This window comes from Agriterribacter sp. (genome assembly GCF_035497235.1).
Taxonomy (GTDB): domain Bacteria; phylum Bacteroidota; class Bacteroidia; order Chitinophagales; family Chitinophagaceae; genus Agriterribacter.
Genome location: NZ_DATJEB010000049.1, coordinates 25,131 through 47,401 on the forward strand (window position 1 = coordinate 25,131; position 22,271 = coordinate 47,401).

Annotated in this window: 13 protein-coding genes; 1 reads left to right on the forward strand and 12 read right to left on the reverse strand. The window is 41.9% G+C overall.

The annotated features are described in order from the left end of the window. Nucleotides 1–15: 15 nt before the first annotated feature. Both VL121_RS16335 and VL121_RS16340 read right to left on the reverse strand, forming a co-directional pair. Nucleotides 16–3,306 carry a SusC/RagA family TonB-linked outer membrane protein gene (locus VL121_RS16335; protein WP_325407289.1) on the reverse strand — a complete coding sequence of 1,097 codons (3,291 nt, stop codon included), beginning with the start codon at nucleotides 3,304–3,306 and terminating at the stop codon, nucleotides 16–18. A 107-nt stretch (nucleotides 3,307–3,413) separates the two neighbouring features. Then, a complete protein-coding gene (locus tag VL121_RS16340) occupies nucleotides 3,414–4,190 on the reverse strand; it encodes a glycoside hydrolase family 16 protein (RefSeq protein ID WP_325407291.1) in 777 nt (258 codons plus the stop codon). A gap of 325 nt (nucleotides 4,191–4,515) precedes the next feature. On the opposite strand from VL121_RS16340, the gene VL121_RS16345 reads away from it, so the two are divergent. Next, nucleotides 4,516–7,428 carry a two-component regulator propeller domain-containing protein gene (locus VL121_RS16345; protein ID WP_325407293.1) on the forward strand — a complete coding sequence of 971 codons (2,913 nt, stop codon included), beginning with the start codon at nucleotides 4,516–4,518 and terminating at the stop codon, nucleotides 7,426–7,428. Between the two features lie 116 nt (nucleotides 7,429–7,544). On the opposite strand, the gene VL121_RS16350 is transcribed toward VL121_RS16345, so the two are convergent. The 10 genes from VL121_RS16350 to VL121_RS16395 form a co-directional block, all read right to left on the reverse strand. Next, entirely contained in the window at nucleotides 7,545–8,771 is a 1,227-nt protein-coding gene (locus VL121_RS16350; RefSeq protein ID WP_325407295.1) for a sialidase family protein, read from the reverse strand. Between the two features lie 42 nt (nucleotides 8,772–8,813). Further along, a complete protein-coding gene (locus tag VL121_RS16355) occupies nucleotides 8,814–11,102 on the reverse strand; it encodes a TonB-dependent receptor (RefSeq protein ID WP_325407297.1) in 2,289 nt (762 codons plus the stop codon). Between the two features lie 76 nt (nucleotides 11,103–11,178). Further along, on the reverse strand, nucleotides 11,179–11,547 hold the full coding sequence (locus tag VL121_RS16360; RefSeq protein WP_325407299.1) for a hypothetical protein: 369 nt from the start codon (nucleotides 11,545–11,547) through the stop codon (nucleotides 11,179–11,181). A 132-nt stretch (nucleotides 11,548–11,679) separates the two neighbouring features. Beyond that, nucleotides 11,680–12,822, reverse strand: coding sequence for an SGNH/GDSL hydrolase family protein (locus VL121_RS16365; protein ID WP_325407301.1), 1,143 nt, complete (start codon nucleotides 12,820–12,822; stop codon nucleotides 11,680–11,682). 8 nt (nucleotides 12,823–12,830) lie between these two features. Next, nucleotides 12,831–13,805: a hypothetical protein gene (locus VL121_RS16370; RefSeq protein WP_325407303.1), complete on the reverse strand. Its 975-nt coding sequence runs from the start codon at nucleotides 13,803–13,805 to the stop codon at nucleotides 12,831–12,833. Between the two features lie 69 nt (nucleotides 13,806–13,874). Beyond that, entirely contained in the window at nucleotides 13,875–14,846 is a 972-nt protein-coding gene (locus VL121_RS16375) for an IPT/TIG domain-containing protein (protein WP_325407305.1), read from the reverse strand. A gap of 46 nt (nucleotides 14,847–14,892) precedes the next feature. Then, nucleotides 14,893–16,650 carry a RagB/SusD family nutrient uptake outer membrane protein gene (locus tag VL121_RS16380; RefSeq protein WP_325407307.1) on the reverse strand — a complete coding sequence of 586 codons (1,758 nt, stop codon included), beginning with the start codon at nucleotides 16,648–16,650 and terminating at the stop codon, nucleotides 14,893–14,895. Nucleotides 16,651–16,671: 21 nt separating this feature from the next. Beyond that, complete coding sequence (locus VL121_RS16385) at nucleotides 16,672–20,094, reverse strand: TonB-dependent receptor (RefSeq protein WP_325407309.1); 3,423 nt, start codon at nucleotides 20,092–20,094, stop codon at nucleotides 16,672–16,674. A gap of 176 nt (nucleotides 20,095–20,270) precedes the next feature. Then, complete coding sequence (locus tag VL121_RS16390) at nucleotides 20,271–21,431, reverse strand: FecR family protein (protein WP_325407311.1); 1,161 nt, start codon at nucleotides 21,429–21,431, stop codon at nucleotides 20,271–20,273. A gap of 66 nt (nucleotides 21,432–21,497) precedes the next feature. Next, nucleotides 21,498–22,100, reverse strand: coding sequence for an RNA polymerase sigma factor (locus tag VL121_RS16395; protein WP_325407313.1), 603 nt, complete (start codon nucleotides 22,098–22,100; stop codon nucleotides 21,498–21,500). Between the last annotated feature and the right edge of the window lie 171 nt (nucleotides 22,101–22,271).

The window sequence follows — 22,271 nt, forward strand, 5'->3', positions numbered from 1 at the left end:
TAATAGATAATGTTATCAGAACGTCACATTTAAGCCAAAAAGAAATTGCTTTTGTGACGGATAGGCGCCCTCATCAATACCCAGTTCAACACTTCTTCTGTCGCCACCCTCCTGGCTAACCCCAACTTCCGGATCAATGCCTGTATATTTAGTAATGGTAAACAGATTGGCGCCCTGCACATATATTCTTACCCTGCTTATACCGGCTTTTTCCAATAAAGAAGCGGGCAGCGTATAGCCAATTTGCATATTCTTAAGTCTGAAATAAGAACCATCTTCAACGAAATAAGAATTGGGAACGCTCGTGTTGCTGAAGTTTCCCGAATTTTCAAGTATGGGCGCTTTTGCATCCTGATGATCCGGAGTCCATGAATCGTACATTGCTGTTTTACTTAATCCACCACCAAAAGAAGGGTAGAAATCGGTCCACCATCTTACCTGGTTCCATATTTTGTTGCCTGAAACACCGTAGAAGAAGGCACTCAAATCAAATTGTTTGTAACTTACACCTATGTTTAATCCATAAGTAAACTTAGGAACAGGATTTCCCAGGAATGTTCTGCTTGCAGGTGTTACAATCCCTTTCCCAAAATCATTATAACGAAACCTTCCTATTCCGGCATCAGTCTGGAATACAGCATCAGGGTTATTAGTAGCTTTCTGGGCTTCAATATTAGCCGCATCTATCTCTTCCTGGGAATCCCAGAACCCTACAATCTCATATCCATAAAATGAACTTACAGGGTGCCCTACCTGGTTTCTTATAATAGCGCTACCATTAAAGCGACGGCTTTGTCCGTCAAAATAATCAATACCATCCGACACCCTTAGTATTTCATTTTTGTTGGTCGTAAAGTTTGCTGTCAGATCAAATTTCCAATCCGTGCCCACATCAAAATGACTACCTGCGGAAATATCGAATCCGGCATTTTTCATCTGGGCTGCATTCACATAAGGAACGCCTGCAGCACCTGCAGTACCCGGAAGGTTGGGGTTAAACAACAGATCATTAATGTCTTTGCGGTAATAATCAACGGTAAGGTCCAGTTTTCCATTGAAGAATACCGCATCAAAACCAATGTTTGCATTAATATCGCTTTCCCATTTCGCATCAGGATTGCCAATCTGAAGTTGACGAAAACCCTGAACAATGCTGTTACTTGTTCCATTGATATCATAAAAAGAAGACCCTTTATCAGAATCATAAGTAGTAAATGAATTGCCGGAGCTAACGTTGAACTGATTGCCCATAATGCCCCAGCTACCGCGAATTTTTAAATCCGTTAGCCAGGTAATACTTTTCATGAAATTTTCGTCTGAGATACGCCAGCCGGCACTGATGGCAGGAAAAACACCATAGGTATGATTCAAAAACTTTGAAGAGCCATCCCTGCGTATGGTTCCGCTCAGCAGGTATTTACCCATATAGCTATAATCAATACGACCTATTAAAGAAGTAAGCGCATCTGCATACCTGCTGGAAGTATGTGTAGGATCACTCGCACCAGTGCCAAGCGTAGTGTAATTAGGGTCAAAAGAAAAATAATCCTTGGTGTTGCCTTCAAAATAATTACCGGTATTATTGTATGCTTCAGTACCTGCAACAACTTTTATATCATGACTTCCAAAAGTATGGTGGTAGGTTATAGTATTCGTCCAGGTCCAGTTATAACCAGTACCCCCATTTTCTGAATAAGAATTCGAATTACTATTCTCTGCATTTTCATAAGTTGGATAATTAAACCAACGACCTCTGAATGAATAATTCTCTCCACCGAAGCTGCTTCTTACGGTGAAATCTTTAAAAAGATCTATTTCTGCAAACACATTTCCAAATAATCGGTAACCCAGCCCTTTATTATTTGTCGTGCGCTCCCGCTGAGCTACAGCATTTACAGCCTGGCCTAATTGAGCGCCATTTGTACTAAAGCTGCCTGCATAATTACCCATAATATCATGCACCGGAACAATAGGCTGCTGACGATAGGCCATACTTACTGCATTGCCTTCACTCAATATGGTTATGCGCGGATTATCTATTACTGAATATGACAGGTTTTCGCCTACCCGTATGTTTTTTGTGACATTGTACTGGGCGTTAGAGCGGATGGTATATCTTTTATTATAAGTTTTGATCAGCGTTCCCTGCTGGTTGAAATAATTAAATGACATCAGGTAATTTCCCTGGTCTCCTCCTCCTGAAACACTGATATTATGACTTGTAATTGGGGCATTTTTAAATATTTCGTGATACCAGTCTGTTCCTGCCTTATTCGCTTTAGAAATTCTGTAAAACGTGGCATATTCATCTGAGCTTGTATAATTGGGGTTAACATTATACTTAGATTGGTCAACGCCCGGATCGCCTTCTTTCAATCCTGCGGGAGCAATATAATCCGGAAGAACAGGCGCAGCACCGGTGCCATACAATCCATCGCTATAGCTCATTGTACTATCGGGGTATAAACTGTAAAATGTGTTTGCCAAAGCCTTCCATTTAACCTCAGCCATTTCCTGTGGTGAAAGTATGTCCCAAACATTGCCACTTTTGGGAACCTGTACACCATAATACCCATCATACGATACCCTTATTTTACCTTTTCCTTTCTTCGTAGTGATGATCAGTACTCCGTTTGAAGCACGGGAGCCATAAATAGAAGCCGCGCCTGCATCTTTCAATACCTGGATACTGCCGATATCATTAGGGTTAATATCATTAATATTTTCCGTAGGCACGCCGTCCACCACATACAGTGGGGAATTATTACCAAAAGTATTGGTGCCTCGGATTCTAATTTGGGGCGCTTCTCCAGGCGAACCGGAACTTATTACATTTACACCGGCGGCCCTGCCCTGTAATAAATTGGGAACATCTGCGGTAGGCTGTTTTACCATATCCGCCACATCTACTACTGCTACGGAACCCGTAAGATCTCTTTTCTTCTGGGTAGCATATCCTGTAACGATCACTTCATCAAGAGCACCTGGTTTTTCTTTTAATGCTATTTCAAGAAAATTCTTTCCGCTTACTGAAATCTCTGTAAGATCAAATCCTACCGAAGTAATGATAAGTGTAGCCTTATCATTTGGAACAGTAATGGCAAAAGTACCTTCCTGGTCAGAAATAGTGGCAACCTTTGATCCTTTAATGTTAATAGTAGCGCCTGGTATAGGTTGTCCCCCTATACTGTTGGTAACTTTACCGGAGATTTTTCGTTCCTGGGAAAATAAAAAGGTGCTGCCCAGCAGCATCCAGGCAAGGAATAGTATCCTTGCTAACCGGGGAGTTAGTTTTGCAAGCTTCATGTTTTTGGTTTTATTTTAAAATATAAATAACACAACGCTGTACAGATCAGTAAAAGCTGCTTCCCGGATGTGCAGGAAACCTGAATTTTAAGTAATTGCGCTTTCACTTACTGGTAAACCCGCACATAATCCACTTCCATTGTTTGGGGAAAAACAAATTCATCAACACCCATCTTTCCTCCCCAGTTACCACCAACTGCAATATTCAGCAGCAGGTGGAACCTTTTGTTGAAGGGCCATTCTCTGCTGCTTTGCTTTTCATTGGCAAATTCAAAATATTGTTCCTTATCAATAAATATCCGGATGCGATCCTCATCCCATTCCATCGCATACACATGAAATGCAGACGCCAGATTTTTCCTGAACACACTTTTGGTTTTTTGCGTGCCGGTCATGTGATTATAGGCGGCGGTATGCACTGTTCCAAATACCGAGTCCGGCAAATACCCTACATGCTCCATAATATCTATCTCCCCGCTTTTCGGCCAATCTCCATATTCCCAGTCTGTAGGCAGCATCCATATGGCAGGCCATAACCCCCTTCCCTGAGGCATTTTTGCCTTAACTTCTATCCTGCCATATTTCCAGTCGCCCTTGTTTTTTGAAACCAGCCGGGCAGAAGTAAATTTTGCCTCTTTATAATCTTCCTTAATTGCTTTTATGCTTAATATGCCGTTGCTTACCAGGGCATTCTCCTTTCTTTTCGCGGTATAATACTGTAGTTCGTTATTTCCCCATCCATGATTACCGGTATCATAACTCCATTTGGCGCTATCGGGCAAGCCGGAATATTCAAATTCATCTGCCCAAATCAATTTTTTATATTGTGCCTGTATATAAAAGGGAATACCCGCCAACATTAACAGAACCATTGATCTAATCATATATTATTATGTTTAAACCATAGCTGTTTAATACTTATGTTTAGGATGAATAAGTTTGACAGACATGAAAGAATAGTCGGCCATAAAAAGCGGGGGAATTTAAAATTCATAAGCAAATCGTTTTTTTGTGGTTACAGAGGTGGAAGCCTGAAGCAAAAAATATTTATAATAATATTAACAAATTAAAATTAGCGTAATAGAAAAGCAAAAGTCAACTTTCCTCCTACATCACTACTACATCATACCCCTTAGTTTCGCAATAAATACCCACTTCAATAATACATCTAAGTATTTTTTCTTAACTTAGTTTTAACTTTTTGCTAATATGAAGCAAACGTTTGCGTTGATTTTTACTTTGCAGTTATGTGCATGGGGAGCTTGTCAAAATACCATTGGACTTCCGGATATTATCAATTATTCGAAGCAAGTTTATAAGGCAGGTACCCAAAACTGGGACATTTGCCAGGATGTAAACGGACTTCTTTATTTTGCCAATAATGAGGGTCTTTTAAGTTTTGATGGAAACTACTGGAATATATACCCCCTCCCTAACAAAACAATTGTTCGCTCCATAGCCATCGGTACTGATAATAATATATACACAGGAGGGCAGGATGAAATCGGTTATTTTTCACCTGACAGGGCGGGTACACTTACTTATCACTCCCTGAAAAATATTATTCCTGAGCAGAACAGGTCTTTTGCCGATGTATGGGATATTATATGCAGGGGTAAGCAGGTGTTTTTCCGTTCTAATAAACAAATATTTCAGCTCTCAGACAGCAGCATTACAGTATACCCGTCTGCCAACTGGCTATTTATGGGAGCCACAACAGACCTTTTTATAGCGCAGGACTTTCAAACAGGCATACTTAAGTTCGGGAAAGATGTATGGACTCCGGTTGCAGACAAAGCAACCCTGCCTCCCGGCTTCCTGGTTACTGCGGTGTTGCCTGCCGGGAAAGACAGCACTTTCATAACCAGTTTAAAACATGGCATATATCTGTACACTAAAAACCGCCTCACCCCGGTTGCATCACCCGCGCTTAAAAAAATTGCGGAATATAATATATACAGTGCCACTGCTATTGACAAAACTCACTATGCCCTTGCCACCACCACAAAGGGCTGCATCATCATAGATAAAAAAGGTAGTATCATTCAGCAGTTTTCTACCCTGGAAGGATTGCAGAATAATAACGTATTGAGTATTTTCCCGGATAAGCACAAAAACCTTTGGCTGGGACTTGACCACGGTATTGATTTTATTGCCTATAACAGCGCCATCAAACATATCTTTCCGGATATCTATAGCGGGGGAGCAGGTTATTCCTCCATTATTCACAATAAACATTTATACATTGCCACTACCAATGGATTGTACCAGGCGGCTTTGAATGAAAATGAAGACCTGAGCTTTGTAAAAGGCAGTTTTAAACTGGTTGAAAATACCAGAGGTCAGGTATGGAACCTTTCAGAGGTTAACGGGAAATTGCTGGTAGGTCATCATGAAGGCTTTCGCGAGGTTAATGGTAACAAGACCATTATTCATGATAATAGTACGGGTTTCTGGGCTTTTTTACCCTTTTATTCCACGCTCCCTTCTCCTGTTATGATAGCGGGTACTTATTATGGGATACGATTTTACAATTATCAAAACGGGCAATTCAGCAAAGCGCATATTGACGCCGATTTTGAGTCGGCCCGTTTCGTAGCCGTCTCTGGTAACAGCGTTTGGGTATCGCACCCCTATAAAGGCATATACAGGGTACAGTTGCAGCCCAGTGGCGAACCCCTGGTAAAAGCATATGGTAAAAAACAGGGTTTGGGACTAACCACTAACGGTAATTATATTTTTAAGGTAAAGAACCGGGTTGTAGCCACCACTGAAAAGGGCATATACGAATACAATGAACAGTCTGATACATTTGAACCCTCTGCGTATTTTGAACCGATTTTCGGACAAACTATTGTACGCTACCTGAAAGAAGACCCATCCGGCAATATCTGGTTTGTATTTGATAAAAATATTGGTGTAGTAGATTACTCGGCAGGCACCCCCCGTATCATTTATATCAGCGAGCTTAACAGGAAGCTGGTGAGTGGGTTTGAACAGGTATACCCTGCAGATGAGCACAATATTTTCGTAGGGTCGGAAAAGGGATATTTTCACATTAACTACGCCAAGTATAAACGTAATCATCCTGCATTACAGGTACAGTTGCGCAAAGCCATAGCCATTGGTCCAACAGACAGTCTTTTATTTAACGGCTATTTTAAAAAAGTTAACGAAGCGCAACAGCAGCACATTACACCCGTTGTTTCATACAAATGGAATTCATTTCATTTCGAGTTTTCATCGCCGCTGTATGAACAGCAATCCAATATAGAATACAGTTGCCTGCTAAAGGGATATGATAATAAATGGTCGGAATGGAGTAATAAAACAGAAAAAGAATACGTGTACCTTCCTGCAGGTACTTATCATTTTGAAGTAAAGGCCCGTAACAACCTGAGAGATCAATCGGCGGTGTACATGTATTCATTCGTTATACTTTCTCCCTGGTACCAGGCCTGGTGGGCATATATTTTGTATACCTGTGTGCTGGCATATGGATTGTATATGATTTACATCCGGCAGAAACAAAAATTCATAAGGCAGCAGCAGCGGTACGAAGAAAGACAAAAGCAATTGCGTAGCCTGCATCAGCTTGAGCTCGAAAAAAACGATAAGGAAATTATGAGATTACGCAACGAAAAGCTTGAAGCCGAAATACATCATAAGAACAAGGAAATGGCATCGGCCACTATGCACCTGGTAAAAAAAGGAGAACTGATGACCCGGATAAAAGATGAACTGACACGCCTTACTAAAAATACAGAAGAGGAGCAATTGCTGGATATCCTGAAAAAAATGATCAAAACCTTAGGTGAAGAAGATAAAGCAGATGAGGTTTGGGATCAGTTCACCGTTCACTTTGACAAAGCCCATAACGATTTTTTTGTTGCCCTAAAGCAAAAGCACAGCAATCTTACCCCCAACGAGTTAAAATTATGTGCTTACCTGCGTATGAATCTCAGTACCAAAGAAATGGCACAACTAATGAATATTTCCATAAGAGGCGTTGAAATAAGCCGCTACCGGCTCCGGAAAAAACTTCAAATCCCGGGTGAAATGAATTTATTTACTTATTTACTCGACTTTCATAGCAATGGCGAAGCAAATAAAGAAACATAAACTAAAATGAATACGGTTTTTGAATGCAAAAGAAGAACCGTGCAGGGAATGGTGAGAAGGAGCAAGATTACAAGTTGCAACCCTGTCTTCCAACCTGACACCTGATACCTGACGCCTTACTCCAGCATCACCTGCTTAAAAGCAACGTATTCATTATCCTTTATTCTTTCCGTATAAGCGATTAATGCCTTATTTGCATTAATTGGATATATAACAGGGAATGAAGCATTACTATTTTCCGGAGTGATATATGCTTTGTTAACGGGATATCCGCCTGCATTCCTTCTTTCCATACCAATTCTGCTACTGAAGCTTTCGCCCTGCTGAAAACTTTCATTCCAAACAATCACGATATCGTCATTGGCAAGAGATGTGATCTGGCAATGTTTGGAGTACTTGCCGCTTACACTGTTGCGGGTTGAAAAAGATTGTTCGTTATTAAGCGCATTGTTATAAAAAATGCCGGCGCCGGTACCGCCAGAAAACCAGGTAAAATGCAGTCCCTTTTTATTTTCCGCCATTGCCGGACCGGTATGCGGACAGCCACTGATCACCCAGTTATCTGCACTTATTCTTTTGGGTGATGAAAAGGAGTGACCATCATCTGCAGACATAATGTGTACCATATCGCGTATGCTGTCATTAATAATTGCCCTGTATAATACGTGTATGTTTTGCGCTTTATCAATAAACAAATCTGTACGGCAGCACTGGCAGCATGGCTCACTGATTAACCGCTCCTCTTCAAACCCATTATTGCCTTTCGTTAAAGCATAATATAGCCCCGAACCTTCTTTTTCAGACCGCTTCCTGTTATCTAACCAAACAATGCCCGCTTCACCACCGGGCAACAAGGCCACATCAAAATAGCGCTGATCAAAACTGGCGGTATCCTTCGTTAAACGCACTGGCTTCGTCCACGTTTTACCGTTATTAAACGACTGTGCGTAATATACTAATCCGGAATACGCGTTTTGTGGATTGGGATTGGCGGCGCCCCATACTGCAATGATCTCACCGGATGGTTTAAAAATTACTTTAGGCATGTTCTCGCCATGGGGCTGCACATCCTGGCTGCCCGGTATATCAACGGGGCTGCCAAAGGTTTTCCCTTCATCTATTGACACGGCATAACAAAAAACAGATGCGGCCGTACCCGTTTTCTTAATCCAGCTTAAAACAATATTATTGTTGTTGTCTTTTGTAAGATAAGGGCAGGAGCCCCGGGCTGTACCTGCCAGCTTTTCCTGTGAAGCGGTAACAACTGATGTGCCATTGCCGGTTTCACATCCGTATATAAACGCGGTAAACAGCACAGCTATGAATAAAAATTTCTTTTTCATGTTTTTGAATTTGAAAAGCAGCGGTTCATTCCTGAACCCTGTTTACTCTTTATTACTGAAACTATACGACAGCCCGATATTTACGGTTCTTAACTGTCCCGGCCGGTAAGCAGTACCATAGGCGCTTTTTTCCACCGTAACCGCATAAACCTTGTTGGCAACATTGAGGCAGTTGGTCCAAAGCTCAAATCCCCTGAAACCATAGCCCGCCCTTATATTAAAAACAGCAAATCCTTTATACGTAGCCGTGTTTTGAGGATCGGTATAGTAATTGCTCATACCCTGCAATTCCGCTGCTATTCTGAAGCCTTTGCAATATCGGGGCCTGTAGGTAATTTCGCTATTATAGATATAAGCAGGCGCCTGCGCCATCCTGTTACCCGAAAAGTCTTTTCCCTGCTGTATATAATTAATGTACCTGTGTTCGGCATAAGAACCCGCTGCACGAATAGCTATATCTTTTACAGGAGTATATTTTACATTTACTTCTATACCCTTGTGGCTTGTTTTTCCGGTATTTTGATTCTGATAAAAACCATCCGCAAGCCGTACGCTTACCATTTCATTTTTACCGTTCAGTTTGTATACAGAAAGTTCCGCGTATCCTTTACCGGTAGCAAACGACATCCAGCCTCCCGCTTCATAGTTATGATAAGAGGCGGCTTTTAATACGGGTACCTGAACGCCGCTGTACAGGTCGGTAATATTGGGCGGGGCAAACCCCACGCTGTAATTTATATAAGCACCTTTATTTTTTCCAAAGTCGTACGTGATGCCTAATTTGGGTGTAAAATTATCGAAGTGGTCTGTAGCATCCGGCGCACCGGTATATGCACCCGGCAGTAAATGATTATTGAACCGGTAATCCAGCCTGTCGTAACGGGCAGCGGCCACTACTTTCAGTTTTCCTGCTGGCCGATATTCCAGCTGCGTATATATGGCGCTGTTAAATAGATCCACATTGTAATGCGTGAGCAAGCTGTCTACCGCGGTATAGTTATAATACGTCCCATTTGCATCCCGGTCAATATCGGTGAACCGCGCATAATAAGTGGCAGGACTGTAATCCATACTTACCCCTGAAATAAACCTGGCATTTACAAACTTCAATGCCGCGGTATGCTGCAACACCATGCCGTAACTGCTGAAAGCATCTTCATTAATTTGCCCTTTTGCCTTTGCCGTATTGCCCGCTATATTGCTGATTGAATAGAACGGGTTTTGACCAATTGCGGAGTTCCGGTAAAAAATGGTAAGGTTCGTTTTATGATAATCATTCCATTCTTTATATAACGTAGTTCTTAGGCGCAGGGCATCCACTTTTCTATAGGTGAAGCGGTAAAAGCTGGTATAATCCTTACTGTAAAAATGGGCACTGTCCAAACCGCCTTTCTGATCTGTTTTATAACGAATGTAGTCAGCAACGGCAGTTAATTTTAACCGGTTGCTAAACCCATAATCGGCTCTCCATGTCAGCGCTGTTTTTTCAAAATCATTATGCTCCCGGGCTGGCTCATCCTGGCGGGCATAATAACCACCTGCATATAAGCCCAGCTTTTTGTGTGTATTGCTTATATTAAAATCCGTACGCTTATAACCCCTGCTTCCTGCTTCCACCTGTATTTTCCCCGACAAAAATGGAGAAGGCGCCTGCGTTATAAAGTTGATAGCGCCACCTACCGCCTCACTTCCATATAATGAAGAGGCGGGGCCTTTTATAACTTCTATACGCTGGAGTGATGCCTGGTTAATTTCTATCAGCGCATTATGATTGAAATCGCCAACGGTCCGTATCGGAATGCCATCTTCAAGATACAGGAACAGGTTTTTTGTACCCATAGGCTGGCGCATGGCCATACTATGCTGTTCATTGCCCAGGTCAACCATAAATACACCCGGAATTTTATTGACCAGCATATCAAGCCGGGTGGCTTTTGTATCATTTATGGCAGATTTGGAAATAACATGAATAGCTACGGGCACTTCCGTACGCCGCTGGGCACTCCTGCTGCCTGAAACCACAATTTCATTAAGGCTGGCGAAAGATGGCGTTAGCAAAACAAAGCTTGCCAGGTTGAATACCGGGATACTGCTGGATTCATATCCCGCCGAAGTAAATCTTATGCTATCCTGTTTTGAAGCGGAATACAGTTTGAAATTTCCCTCTTTATCTGTAACTGTTTTTGCCTGATCATTTAAAACCGAAACTGTAACACCCCCCAGCGGCTGATGCGTGGCTGCATCAATAACTTTTCCCTCAATAGCTGTTTGCGCATACAGGATATGCACTGCTATTACTAACAGCACGGTTAAGCACAATGGCTTAGTCATACCAAAGAAAATTTAAGTAAAATAATATTTCATCCTTATACAAGGAAGATGTACCGATTAGCACATGGAATGAAAACTATACCGAGGGGGGATGAAATATAGCGCGTGGAAAGGAAACGGTGAGCTTATCCTGTTCTGTATGATAGGTTGCCGTGAGCGCCATACCATCATTTGAAAAAGTGAAGGACCGGGGCAGGAAAAAAGGCTGTATATCAAACTTCTCCCATTTTGGGTTTGGCGCCTGCTGATCCTGCTTTTCCTGCTTATCTATTTGTTTTGCGAGGTAGCATTTGCCGTTACAGTGGGTTTCGGGTTTGCTTTTATTTATACAAAGCACTTCGGCTATATAGCTTTTGTTAAAAAAATAATCTGCCCTGATTACAAATGAGCTGAATGTTTGTAAAAAGATAATGGTTAAAAGCAGTATGGTAGAAAATGTCCTCAATTTGTTGCCGTAAATGAATGGAACAGGGCAAAGATAGGACAGGAAAAATTAAGAAGCGGCTTAATCGGGCTAATTAATATTTTAATACAGGGAGGAGCCAGGTATTTTTTTGACGGCAGTTCCTGCATATAATTAAGGGATCAGCAATGCGCTCACTACCTGCGCATACCACCGGGCAAGGTAATCGTTGGGATGGTTAACATTATTGCCGGTCATATCCTGGTAGGCTTTATGCCGCAATAGTTCTTCATGTATAGCCGTCATGTCGGCAATAGCAATACCCGTATGCTGCAGATGTAAAAGCGGTTGCTGATATTCTTTTTGAATTCTGCTCTGCATAGCATCAGGATTAGCAAGCATGGGAGTAATTACAATAAACTCACACGAAGGATGCGCTGTTTTTACCTGCTGCATAATATGCTTAATCTGTTCTGCAAATACATCAGGCGCAACCTTAAATGTTCCATCGTTCATGCCAAACCCTATTACCACAAGGTCTGGATTCTCTGTATTTAATAAGCTGCTGGCATTTTCTACGCCCCAGCTTGCCAGCATGCCGCCTTTGGATTTGTTTTTATATTGAATGCTCCCTCCGTATCTGCTGCGTAAGTTTTCAATAATCATTTCCGGCCAGGTAGGCAAAAAAGGCGGCTTGTTTAATGTTATACTTGAATTAGCACCGGCTTCAATACTATTACCGTAAAATAAAATATTTACGGGCGTACCCGTTTTTAGCTTTGAAAAAATATTGGGAAGTTGCTCTTCTGCATATACCGGAAGCTTTCCCTGCCACCGGCTTCCGGGGTCTTTAATATAAGTTACAGACAATTGTTTTGACTGTAACAACCCGCTCTCGCTAAAAAGAACGAAATGCCCTGCAGTGTTACTTTCCATAGAAACACCCGCTTTTTTGCCTGTAAAAAACAATTCGTCCTTTGTAAAATAGGGGATAGCCGATTTTCGGGTAAGCACAATTTTCCCATCGCGGTATTTCCAGTCTTTTCCTTTTTTATATTCCTTTTGCAAATAGCTGTCCTTTATAGCAATAATTTTTTTTGCTTTGAATAACAAACGGGCTTCAGGATGGTTATTACCACTTCCTACAGGCAAAACAGACTCATTGTAAATAGTATCCGCTTTCCAGAATGGCGTTAAATGGTTCTGCAGACTGATATACCGGGCCCAGGCGGGATTTGCTGTATTGGTTTGCGCAAAAGATACATGCACCAGGAATACAACAAAAAAGGCGATCCATGTAAATACTTTATTGTTCATGTACGTTATTAGTTTTTTACAGGCGTATAGATCAGATCAAATCCTTTAAATTCAAACCCGGCATCAAAAATACCCGGTACTTCCCAGCCAATGTTCATTCCTGTTACACCCAGTTCCTCAACCGATGACCCTACCAGGTATCCCCGTTCTTTGGCTATAGTAACCGCTTTCAGCATAAATGGCTTCAGGTCTTTTTCTATCTTAATCCATTTCTTATCGTGAAAGCTTCCTTTCATGTAATCAGCATTACCCAGGCTGTAAATAAATTTACCTGTGGCATCACCTTTGCCAACATCCCGGGCAGCGTATACCTGCTGTTGTTTATGACGGTAATCATAAAAAGGAACCCCAAACCATAGATAATCCCCATACTCAGGTGATTGCTGATTGCGGTTCTGTACAATAATAAACACCTGGAACTGGGCACTATGTAATCCCGGGTCAAAAGTATCAGCAGGCATTTTTGATACACAATCTATCAATCTGCCCTCAAAATGGAGGAACAGATTTTCCATGTCTTTCAACAATGGTTTGACTGGAAATTCCTGTTCAATTAACAGGTGCGGCCAGGGTTCATTATTTTTTCGCGGATGATCGTACTCCGCAGCGGCTTTTACATCCAGGCGGATATGTGTATCCTTTCCCTCACGCTTAAACGAAACCAGTTTACCTTTGTTCTCATACCATTTCGTTCCGTCTTTCTCTACCATGTTACTTTGATGCAACAGGTATTTACTTGTCCATTCTGCCAGCTCCCAAACAGGCTTTTGCCCTTCTCCGCCAAAGGGATACAATGATTCGCCTGCCGAAGGTATACCACTCACATCACCCTTTAAAAAAAAACCTTTTTCAAAATGGTTATCGGTAAACAGGGAAACAGCGGTAAGCGTTTCCGGTTCATTTTCGTTAACAACAGCGGTATTTAATTTATTACTGCAGGCTGCCAGGAGCATACAACCCAACGCTTTAAAAATGAGTTTCATGTTTGCTTATTTTAAAAATAATAACAGTTACCCTGTATTTATTTACAGGGCAACTGTTACATAAATATTTTATTGAATTTCCAGCGTCATATTATCGAAATAGATATCGGTGGGATTGGCTAAACCAAAGTAGTAAAAGCCCGGAACACCACCGGTGTAAGGATTACTGTCTTCAATTGTACGGTTTATTACCAAACCATTGGTACTAACATTTGTAACCTTTAATATGATCTGCCCGGGAGTAGACGAAGATAGTTCCACTTTATACGTTGTGCCGGCGGCTAACCCCTCAAAATCTCCGCTGATAAGTACAGAAACCCAATGGTCCGTTTCGGGACCGCCACTGCCAGACTTTAAAAACTGCATCAAAGTACCACTCATACGCAACAAATAAAAGCTTTTACCATCTTCCTGGGCGTTTAAAATAATACCTCCGAAAGACCCGGCAGACACGTTGATCTCGGCTGACAACTTAAAGAAATTTCCATTACCGGATTTCATATCCGCTTCGGGGTGCCTGTAAAACATATATGCCTGCATCCCTGCTGCATGGGTTGCCAGTTTTTTATTTTCCAATGCAAATTTTCCTATTCCTATTTTCCAGTGTTCACCTAAAGGATTAGGATCTGCCGAATTACCTACCAGCGGCACATTATCTCTTTCAAAATCATCGGCAAAAACTTTTATCTGCACCAGATTCAGATTCTTCTTATTGGATATCTTGCCATTACTTCTAACGGTAATGCCTGCTGTTTTTGCAGTTAACTCAGGGATGATTACTGTAATTGCCGTATCACTAACCGATTCAGCCGCAACAATGGTTTGATTAAACCGGACAATATTCTTTTCCCGGTCGGCAGAAAAATTCAGGCCCTTGATTGTAAGTAAATCGCCCGGGGCTGCATTTTCGGGTATAAACGTTAGTATCCTGGGAATGGGCGCATTATTTACAGGCAGTTTATCACCATCTTTCTTACAGCCGTAAAACAGAACCGTAAGCAGCATAAACAGTGAAATAATTTTATGATTCCTGATCAACATAATTTTCGTTTCAAAAGTGAATAATTAAAATCAATACGCTTTTCTTTTACCACCCCGGGTTTTGTTCCCACAGCGGCATCAAAATCAATTCCGTTAGCGGAATAGGGATGATCAGGTGATTATCCGTCCAGCTTTTTCTTCTTCCCGCTACAATTCTTTTACCCACAAAATCATCCTCTCCAACTTTTGTCCACTCCATGCCGGTGGTGAGCTTATCTGTCTGGCTCAATATTTCCCAGCGTCTTACATCCCATATCCTGTATTCTTCAAATGCCAGTTCTACCCTGCGTTCTCTCCTGATTCGCTCACGCATTTGTTCTTTGGTTAACCCTTCGGGCAAACCAGGCATGTGTACACGATTACGAATGGTGTTTACTGCATTGTATACTTCAGCAATTGGACCGTAGGCCTCATTCGCAGCTTCCGCATAATTGAGATAGATTTCACCCAGGCGGTACTTCTTAAATAGCGCAGTGCCTGTATTGGGATCAAGCTGCGCCGGGTTACGGAATTTTCTTAAATAGTACCCGTTTTTTGTGCGCTGCGAAATGTTAGAAATCCCATCAGCGCCACCCATGTAGGATTGAATACGATACGGCTGTCCGTTAATTTCTCCATAAAAAGCATTATTATACCAAACCGTTGCGTAGAATCTCGGATCGCGGTTAAGGTATGGATTTGCTTCATCATATCCGGAAGCCGTATTGATGATAGGATGCAACCGGTCTTCATCGGTATATCCCAGTATGGGAACTTCACCATTTGCCATATCATAAGCATCTACCAGTTCCTGCGAAGGGCTTACACCCGCTTTATCGCCACCCAGGGTTGGAATGGCATGCATTCTGAACATGAGATGACTGAACTCATGGGCCCGGTAGGGTTTAATTTCATAAATGGTTTCCCTGTCACCGGGGTTGGGGCTAAGATCCGACCTTCCATAAAAATAAGCCTCGTATTCGGGATACAGTTGATAACCTGCACCGGTAAGCGCCTCCAGCGACTGCTTTGCATCTTCGGCAGCCAATGCCCACCTGCTTTCATCGCCTTCCGGATTCCATAAGGGGCTTGCGCTGAACAATAACGCCTGGGAGCGAATGGAGTGTGCAACCGCTTTTGTAAATCGTCCTCTTTCGGGTTCGGTAACAATACGCACAGGAAAATTAGATTCTCCAATGGCTTCATCGCAATTGAGCTTTATAAAATCCACGCACGCTGTAAACGATTGCCTGGATAATGACTCAAATTTAAAATCTTCCGTAAAGGGTTTGTCCACCACAGGCATACCGCCATACATTTTAATCAGTTCAAGGTAAAAAAATGCACGCAACACTTTTGCTTCAGCAATTAAGCGGGCTTTGGTGGCAGGATTTGCATACACTGTTTTATCAATATTTGCCAGGAATATATTCGTCTGTCTGATTCCCTGCCAGTTTTTTCTGTAGTAATGTCCATTAGACGCAGGATCGGTACTGCCTACCGACCCCGGAATATCCATCGGGTTCCAGTTGGGTCTTAGTTCTCCGTTGTACCAGCGGGAAGGCGCACGTCCCATATCCTGGGGAAAGTCGTTGTCATGCGCTTCGTCAGAATAACCGGCCAGCATTGTCCAGTAATCATACGCCGTTCCATAGTGATTCATATTACCATAAATGGTATTCAGGTATTCCGAAGCCATCATTTCATCTTCAAAAACCTGGTCTAATGTAAGCCTTCCGTCCGGCATAATATCCAGCGGGTCTTTTTTGCAACTGCTTGTTATCAGTGCAGCAAGCAACAATATATTTAGAATTAAATGCTTCATATTTTTTGTCTAAAGAGATTATCAAAATGTAATATTCACACCTGTATTAAATACCTGGTATACAGGATAACTGAGTGAGTTATTTACTTCGGGATCAAAATCTTTGGTTCTCATTTTATCCCAGGTAATTAAGTTAAAACCGTTTGCATAAATCCTCACTTCGTTACTGCCAATTTTACGCACCAGTTTAGTGGGCAGTCTGTAACCAATTTCAGCGTTCTTTAAGCGTATGAAGCTGCGATCCTCAATAAAAAACTCGTTGAAATCCTGCTCACTAACGCTACCACCCAGGCTGAGGCGCGGATATAGAATTTTCTCACCCTTTGCCGCTCTTTCTGCTGTCCATGCATGAAGATGGCGCTGCCTGAAATCAGAAATACCTGTGGTGCCATAACCAGAGAGAGGTTGAGAAACATTTACATTACCCTGCAGCAGAAAGGAAACATCAAAATTTTTATACGTAATGCTGAAGGCTCCGCCAAATGTATATTCCGGTATAGCTGAATATCCAATGGGAACCTGGTCACGCTCATCAATTATTTTATCGTTGTTGATGTCAGCATATTTAAAGTCACCGGGTTTAACGGTAAAGCCCACATAATTCAGGCCTTCGGCTGCAATTTCATCGTAGCTGGAATAATAACCACCACTGAGTTTATAACCAAACACCTGCCCCAGGCGATATCCTGTCTGCCGGTACTGGTATGCATAATCCCCTGGGTATTGAAGCTCATCGGAGAACAGCACTTTGTTTCTGGCGAAATTGAAATTGAGTTTTGAAAGCACAGACAAGTCTTTATTGATCGCCTTCCTGTAATTTAATTCAATTTCATACCCTTTATTTTCTACAATTCCCATATTTACCGGTCCGAGGCGCGATGTTTGAATTCCATATACCATAGGAATGTTTTGCCTGTTGATTAAAATATTATTCCGCCGTTCCTTAAATACGTCAACTGTTAAAGTGAGCTCATTAAAGAGGCCTAACTCAAAACCGATATTCGCTTTTTTAGCCACTTCCCACTGAATGTTGGGATTGCCGATATAATTTTCCGCAATAGTGCCGCCTCTTCCTAAAGAAGAACTAAAGCCACCGCCGGCAACACGTTGTATATCGTCCATATACAGGAATCTCCTGGATCCCAGCCTGTCGCTCCCTACCTTACCGTATGATGCGCGGATTTTCAATAATGAAATCAGGTCACTCTCATTGAGGAATTTTTCATTTGATATTACCCAACCTCCGGATATTGTTGGGAAAAGACCATACCGTTTCCCTTTTATAAATTGTTCGGAGCCGTTATAGCCTGCATTGAATTCTACAAAATACCTGTTGTCATAACCATAGGATGCTCTAAAAGCTATTCCTCTAAGGTTGTAAGGCAGGCGGTCATTGGGCAACACCCGCGTTTCATCCTGTGCTAATAACATTCCGGTAAAAGCATGTTTTTGTTTAAATACCCTATGATAATCAGCAGAGAATTGAAAATTAAAAAAAGATTGAAAGTTGGAACCGCTTCCTATATTAAGTGGCGTATTTTCGGCATCCAATAACACCCTTGTATACTGTACACTATCCATGCCTTCATGATTGGGCGTATTGGGATCTATGATCTGTATCCAGCGCTGATAATTTTTGCCTGCAGTTAATGAGTAGATGGTCCTTGTATCGAAGGATGCCATGAATTTGGCAGAAAGTCCTTCGGTCAAAAAGCCAAAATCTTGTTTTAATCCCCAGGAAGCCGTGATGTTATTCCTTGTTTCCTGCCGGTAGCCGCTCCGGTTGATCATTGCCCAGGGCGACTCATTGTAGTTACCTGCCCCAATTAATACTTCTCCATTAGGAGTAAGCGGCCCGGGTAATACTACCGGGAAAAATGCATACGTTCTTCTGAAAATTTCATCTGTGTTGGCATTGGGGGAATTCACTTTTTCGAAATAGCCTGCTGCATTTAAAAACGTACTCAGCGTACCTGCTTTGTTTAGTTTGGCATCAATGTTAGACCGGAAATTATAACGTTTTAAAAAGCCCGATGGATCATAGTCTTTTACACCGGGATCAATTTTCCATTGGCCACCCTGGTCCAGAAAACCTACGTTTACAAAATACTGTACGTATTCACTGCCACCCGATAAATTGAGGTTATAGCGTTTTTGTGCCACATAATCATTAAACAGCATTTCCTGCCAATTTGTGTTAGCGTAGGCCTCCGGGTATTCCTGGAACATAAACCTATCCAGCGCATATTCGGAATAAGGAGGTTGATTAACCGGATCATTGGGGTCTACATTTGGATTATCATTAGCCCATGCTTCATTTTTCAATCTTGCCCAATCGTATGAATTTACCATGGTGGGGGAGCGGGTAAATCCCTGAAGGCCGTACTCATACGTAAACCCAATAGATGGCTTGCCACTTACGCCACGTTTGGTAGTAACCAATATTACTCCATTGGCGCCCCTCACTCCAAAAAGTGCTGTAGAAGACGCATCTTTTAATATCGTAACATTTTCTACCTCATTCGGATCGATATACGTCATTTCACGTTCTACACCATCTACCAGTATAATAGGTGCTGTTCCATTCAGTGTTCCTGTTCCCCTTAAAAACAAAGCTGTTTGATCGCGGCCTGGTTCCCCGCTTCGCTGCAATGCCGTTAACCCCGGCAATCTTCCGGCAAGTGTTACTGCCAGATTAGCCGCCGGACTTTGTTTTATTTCTTTTGTTTGAATGGATGAAATGGCACCCGTAACTGTAATTTTTTTCTGCTTTCCGTAAGCAACAACTACCACATCTTCCAACGAGCCTGCTGCAGGATTCAACACCAGGTTGATGGTTTTTTGATCGCCTACCACTATTTCCTGGTCATCATATCCTACATAAGAAAAAACCAAAACGGCTTTTTCGTTGGGCACCGCAATAGAAAAAGTACCATTGGCACCGGTAGTAGTTCCTCCCGCATTGCCTTTTACAACAACACTCACATTTTCCAAAGGCTCTCCCTCAGGATTCATTACCAGCCCGCTAATTATAATATTTTGCGACAAGGGTTCTGTACCAACGGTTAATACTGGCGCGGCAATTTCCGCGTTACGTTTTACTACAATGGTTTTGCGCACAATTTTATAACTCAGGGGCAGTCCTTTAAAGCTCATGTTCAGCACCTGTTCCACGCTGGCATTGCTTACCGCTATGTTTTTTATTCTGATATCCTTCAGTTGCAGGTTATCATATAAAAAATGATAGCTGGTTTGCTTTTCAATTAACTGTAACAGATGGGTTACGGTTATATCTTTTTCATTAATAGTCAGTTGCTGGCTATAGCTCTTTGCACTTACCTGCAAAACAGCAGCAACCAGCAGTATAACAGTTAGTTTCATAGCAAGAACAATACAGGAATACCACGGCCTTGCCGCATGCTTCCCTTTTAGTTTAGAAATCATACTTTTGCAATTGTTAAATGAAAATGTAAGGGGTTAAAATCACTATGTGTTTGCAATTCCTTATGCCGGGGGGTGACTCCCATCACTTCCCGGTTTTTAAGCATTTCTTTGTTTCTTTGTTTACTCCATCATTTATGTATGTTTTTTTGATTATCAAATTAGTTTGGTTGCCTGTTTTACTTTTTAATGGTAACGGTATTTCCATCAATAGTACATTTCATATCATCATAAAAACTCAGTATTTCCATTAGCTCGGAAAGGTTCACATTGCGGGGAATTTTTCCGTTAAATTGCTTTTCTGGAATTTTGCCCTCATATTTTACCGTGATATTATACCACCTTTCCGCCTGTTTCATTACTGTTTCTATCCCCGCATCTTTGAAAAAGAATAAACCATTTTTCCACGCAAGCTCAGCTTCTATATCTGCCTGCCGCACTACTTTAAATTCTTTTTCGTTCAACTGCAATTGTTCACCGGGGTGTAACTTAGCTATTCTGCCTTCATCCGTTACTTTTACCGAACCTTCTATAAGGGTTGTTTTAGCCACATCTTCATTGCCGTACGCCATTATATTGAAATGGGTGCCTAAAACCTCCACACGGGTTTTACCTGCAGCTACTACAAATGGTTGCTGGGCGTTATGCGCTACTTCAAAATATACTTCCCCTGTTATAGAAACAGTACGTTGCTTTTCTTTAAAGCTGGTAGGAAAATAAATAGAGGAGGCAGCGTTCAACCACACTTTTGTGCCATCCGGTAACAGTACCTGGTACTGTCCTCCTTTTGGCGTGGTGATAGTATTATAACTTACCCGGAGTTCAGCCTGGTTTTGTGTTGCAACCGAGTAGATGAGTTTGCCATCACCTGTTTTGTTTACAGCTATACCGCCTTGCTGCGCCAGGGTTCCCGTTTTGGCTTCATCGAGCAAAATAACAGAACCATCATCGAGTATAAGCGTAGCTTTATTGCCACCCGGCAAAATATCAGCAGGCTTCGCATGGGTCTGCGCTGTATCTGTATTTGTGTTTTGCTTATTTACAAATAATACCGCGGTTATTGATACCAATACTACCGCTGCTGCTGCCCATCGCCATTGGGAGAAAATGCTACGGCGCACAGGCACACTGTGATGCGCTAAGCGGGATTGAATATTTTTCCTGATGGATTGCTGTAATAATACTATTTCGGCTTCAGATAATTCGCTGTGCGCATCTATATGTTTTTCAAAAGCATTATAATATTCCTCCAGGAAAAGCTTTTCTTCGCCGGAGGCCTTTCCTGTAAGCACCTTTTTAGCCAGTTGCTCCAGGTATTTTGCTTTATTGTTTCCAGACATTCGGATGGTTTGTATCCGTATAGTCCGGAAAAAAACAAAATCTCCCAAAGGAAGCTGCACTTTATTTTAGATGAGAGAAAGAAAGCCCTGCCACAGCACATCTATATTAATAACTATAAGTGTTCCGGTGGTTGCCAGGTAATGCGCAATATGAAGCCTCAGATCCTGAAATGCCAGCAATAATTGGTTCTGTACCGTTTTCTGTGATATATTGAGATGCTCGCTTATTTGCCGGGTAGAAGCGCCTTCATAATATTTTAACCGGAAAATTTCGCGCCGCTTTTCAGGAAGGGTTTGCATCCATAAAAACAGCAGGTGTTTTATTTCTTTTTCATTAAAACTGCTGTCAGCGGTAGTGGAACTCACCAGATTTTCGAAGGGTTGTACAAAATTAATTCCTGCTTTTCCTTCAGAGAGTAAAGTATATACCTTGTATCTTACAGCAGTACTCAGGTAGGCCGCCACATTTTCAATGTGCTTCAGTGTACGCTTATTCCATAAATCGGTAAAAATATCCTGCACTATATCGCTGCAGTTCTCTTTAGAACGAAGACGTTTGTAAGCAATGTTAAACAGCGTGTACCAATGCCGGTTATATAATTCGTCAAATGCTGACCGACTGTCCTGTTTTATCAACAAAAAAAGTTGTTCATCACTAAACGCTGTCATAGAGGGATGTATTCCGGTACAGGGGCAAATATAGATAAAAACCGCGTCTGGCAGCCGGCAACTTAAATATTCTGGCTATTTCCCGATTCTTCTATTATGTAATACGCTTAGCTTAATATCAGATCGTTTTTTTTTATCGCTACAAAAGAAGGAATTGTTATACCCCGTTAC

What these genes read in the sequence shown, in the direction of transcription:
- VL121_RS16340 (WP_325407291.1), bottom strand. Translation starts at nt 4,190, where the DNA reads ATGATTAGATCAATGGTTCTGTTAATGTTGGCGGGTATTCCCTTTTAT.
- VL121_RS16380 (WP_325407307.1), bottom strand. Translation starts at nt 16,650, where the DNA reads ATGAAGCATTTAATTCTAAATATATTGTTGCTTGCTGCACTGATAACA.
- VL121_RS16385 (WP_325407309.1), bottom strand. Translation starts at nt 20,094, where the DNA reads ATGATTTCTAAACTAAAAGGGAAGCATGCGGCAAGGCCGTGGTATTCC.
- VL121_RS16350 (WP_325407295.1), bottom strand. Translation starts at nt 8,771, where the DNA reads ATGAAAAAGAAATTTTTATTCATAGCTGTGCTGTTTACCGCGTTTATA.
- VL121_RS16365 (WP_325407301.1), bottom strand. Translation starts at nt 12,822, where the DNA reads ATGAACAATAAAGTATTTACATGGATCGCCTTTTTTGTTGTATTCCTG.
- VL121_RS16355 (WP_325407297.1), bottom strand. Translation starts at nt 11,102, where the DNA reads ATGACTAAGCCATTGTGCTTAACCGTGCTGTTAGTAATAGCAGTGCAT.
- VL121_RS16370 (WP_325407303.1), bottom strand. Translation starts at nt 13,805, where the DNA reads ATGAAACTCATTTTTAAAGCGTTGGGTTGTATGCTCCTGGCAGCCTGC.
- VL121_RS16345 (WP_325407293.1), top strand. Translation starts at nt 4,516, where the DNA reads ATGAAGCAAACGTTTGCGTTGATTTTTACTTTGCAGTTATGTGCATGG.
- VL121_RS16390 (WP_325407311.1), bottom strand. Translation starts at nt 21,431, where the DNA reads ATGTCTGGAAACAATAAAGCAAAATACCTGGAGCAACTGGCTAAAAAG.
- VL121_RS16395 (WP_325407313.1), bottom strand. Translation starts at nt 22,100, where the DNA reads ATGACAGCGTTTAGTGATGAACAACTTTTTTTGTTGATAAAACAGGAC.
- VL121_RS16335 (WP_325407289.1), bottom strand. Translation starts at nt 3,306, where the DNA reads ATGAAGCTTGCAAAACTAACTCCCCGGTTAGCAAGGATACTATTCCTT.
- VL121_RS16375 (WP_325407305.1), bottom strand. Translation starts at nt 14,846, where the DNA reads ATGTTGATCAGGAATCATAAAATTATTTCACTGTTTATGCTGCTTACG.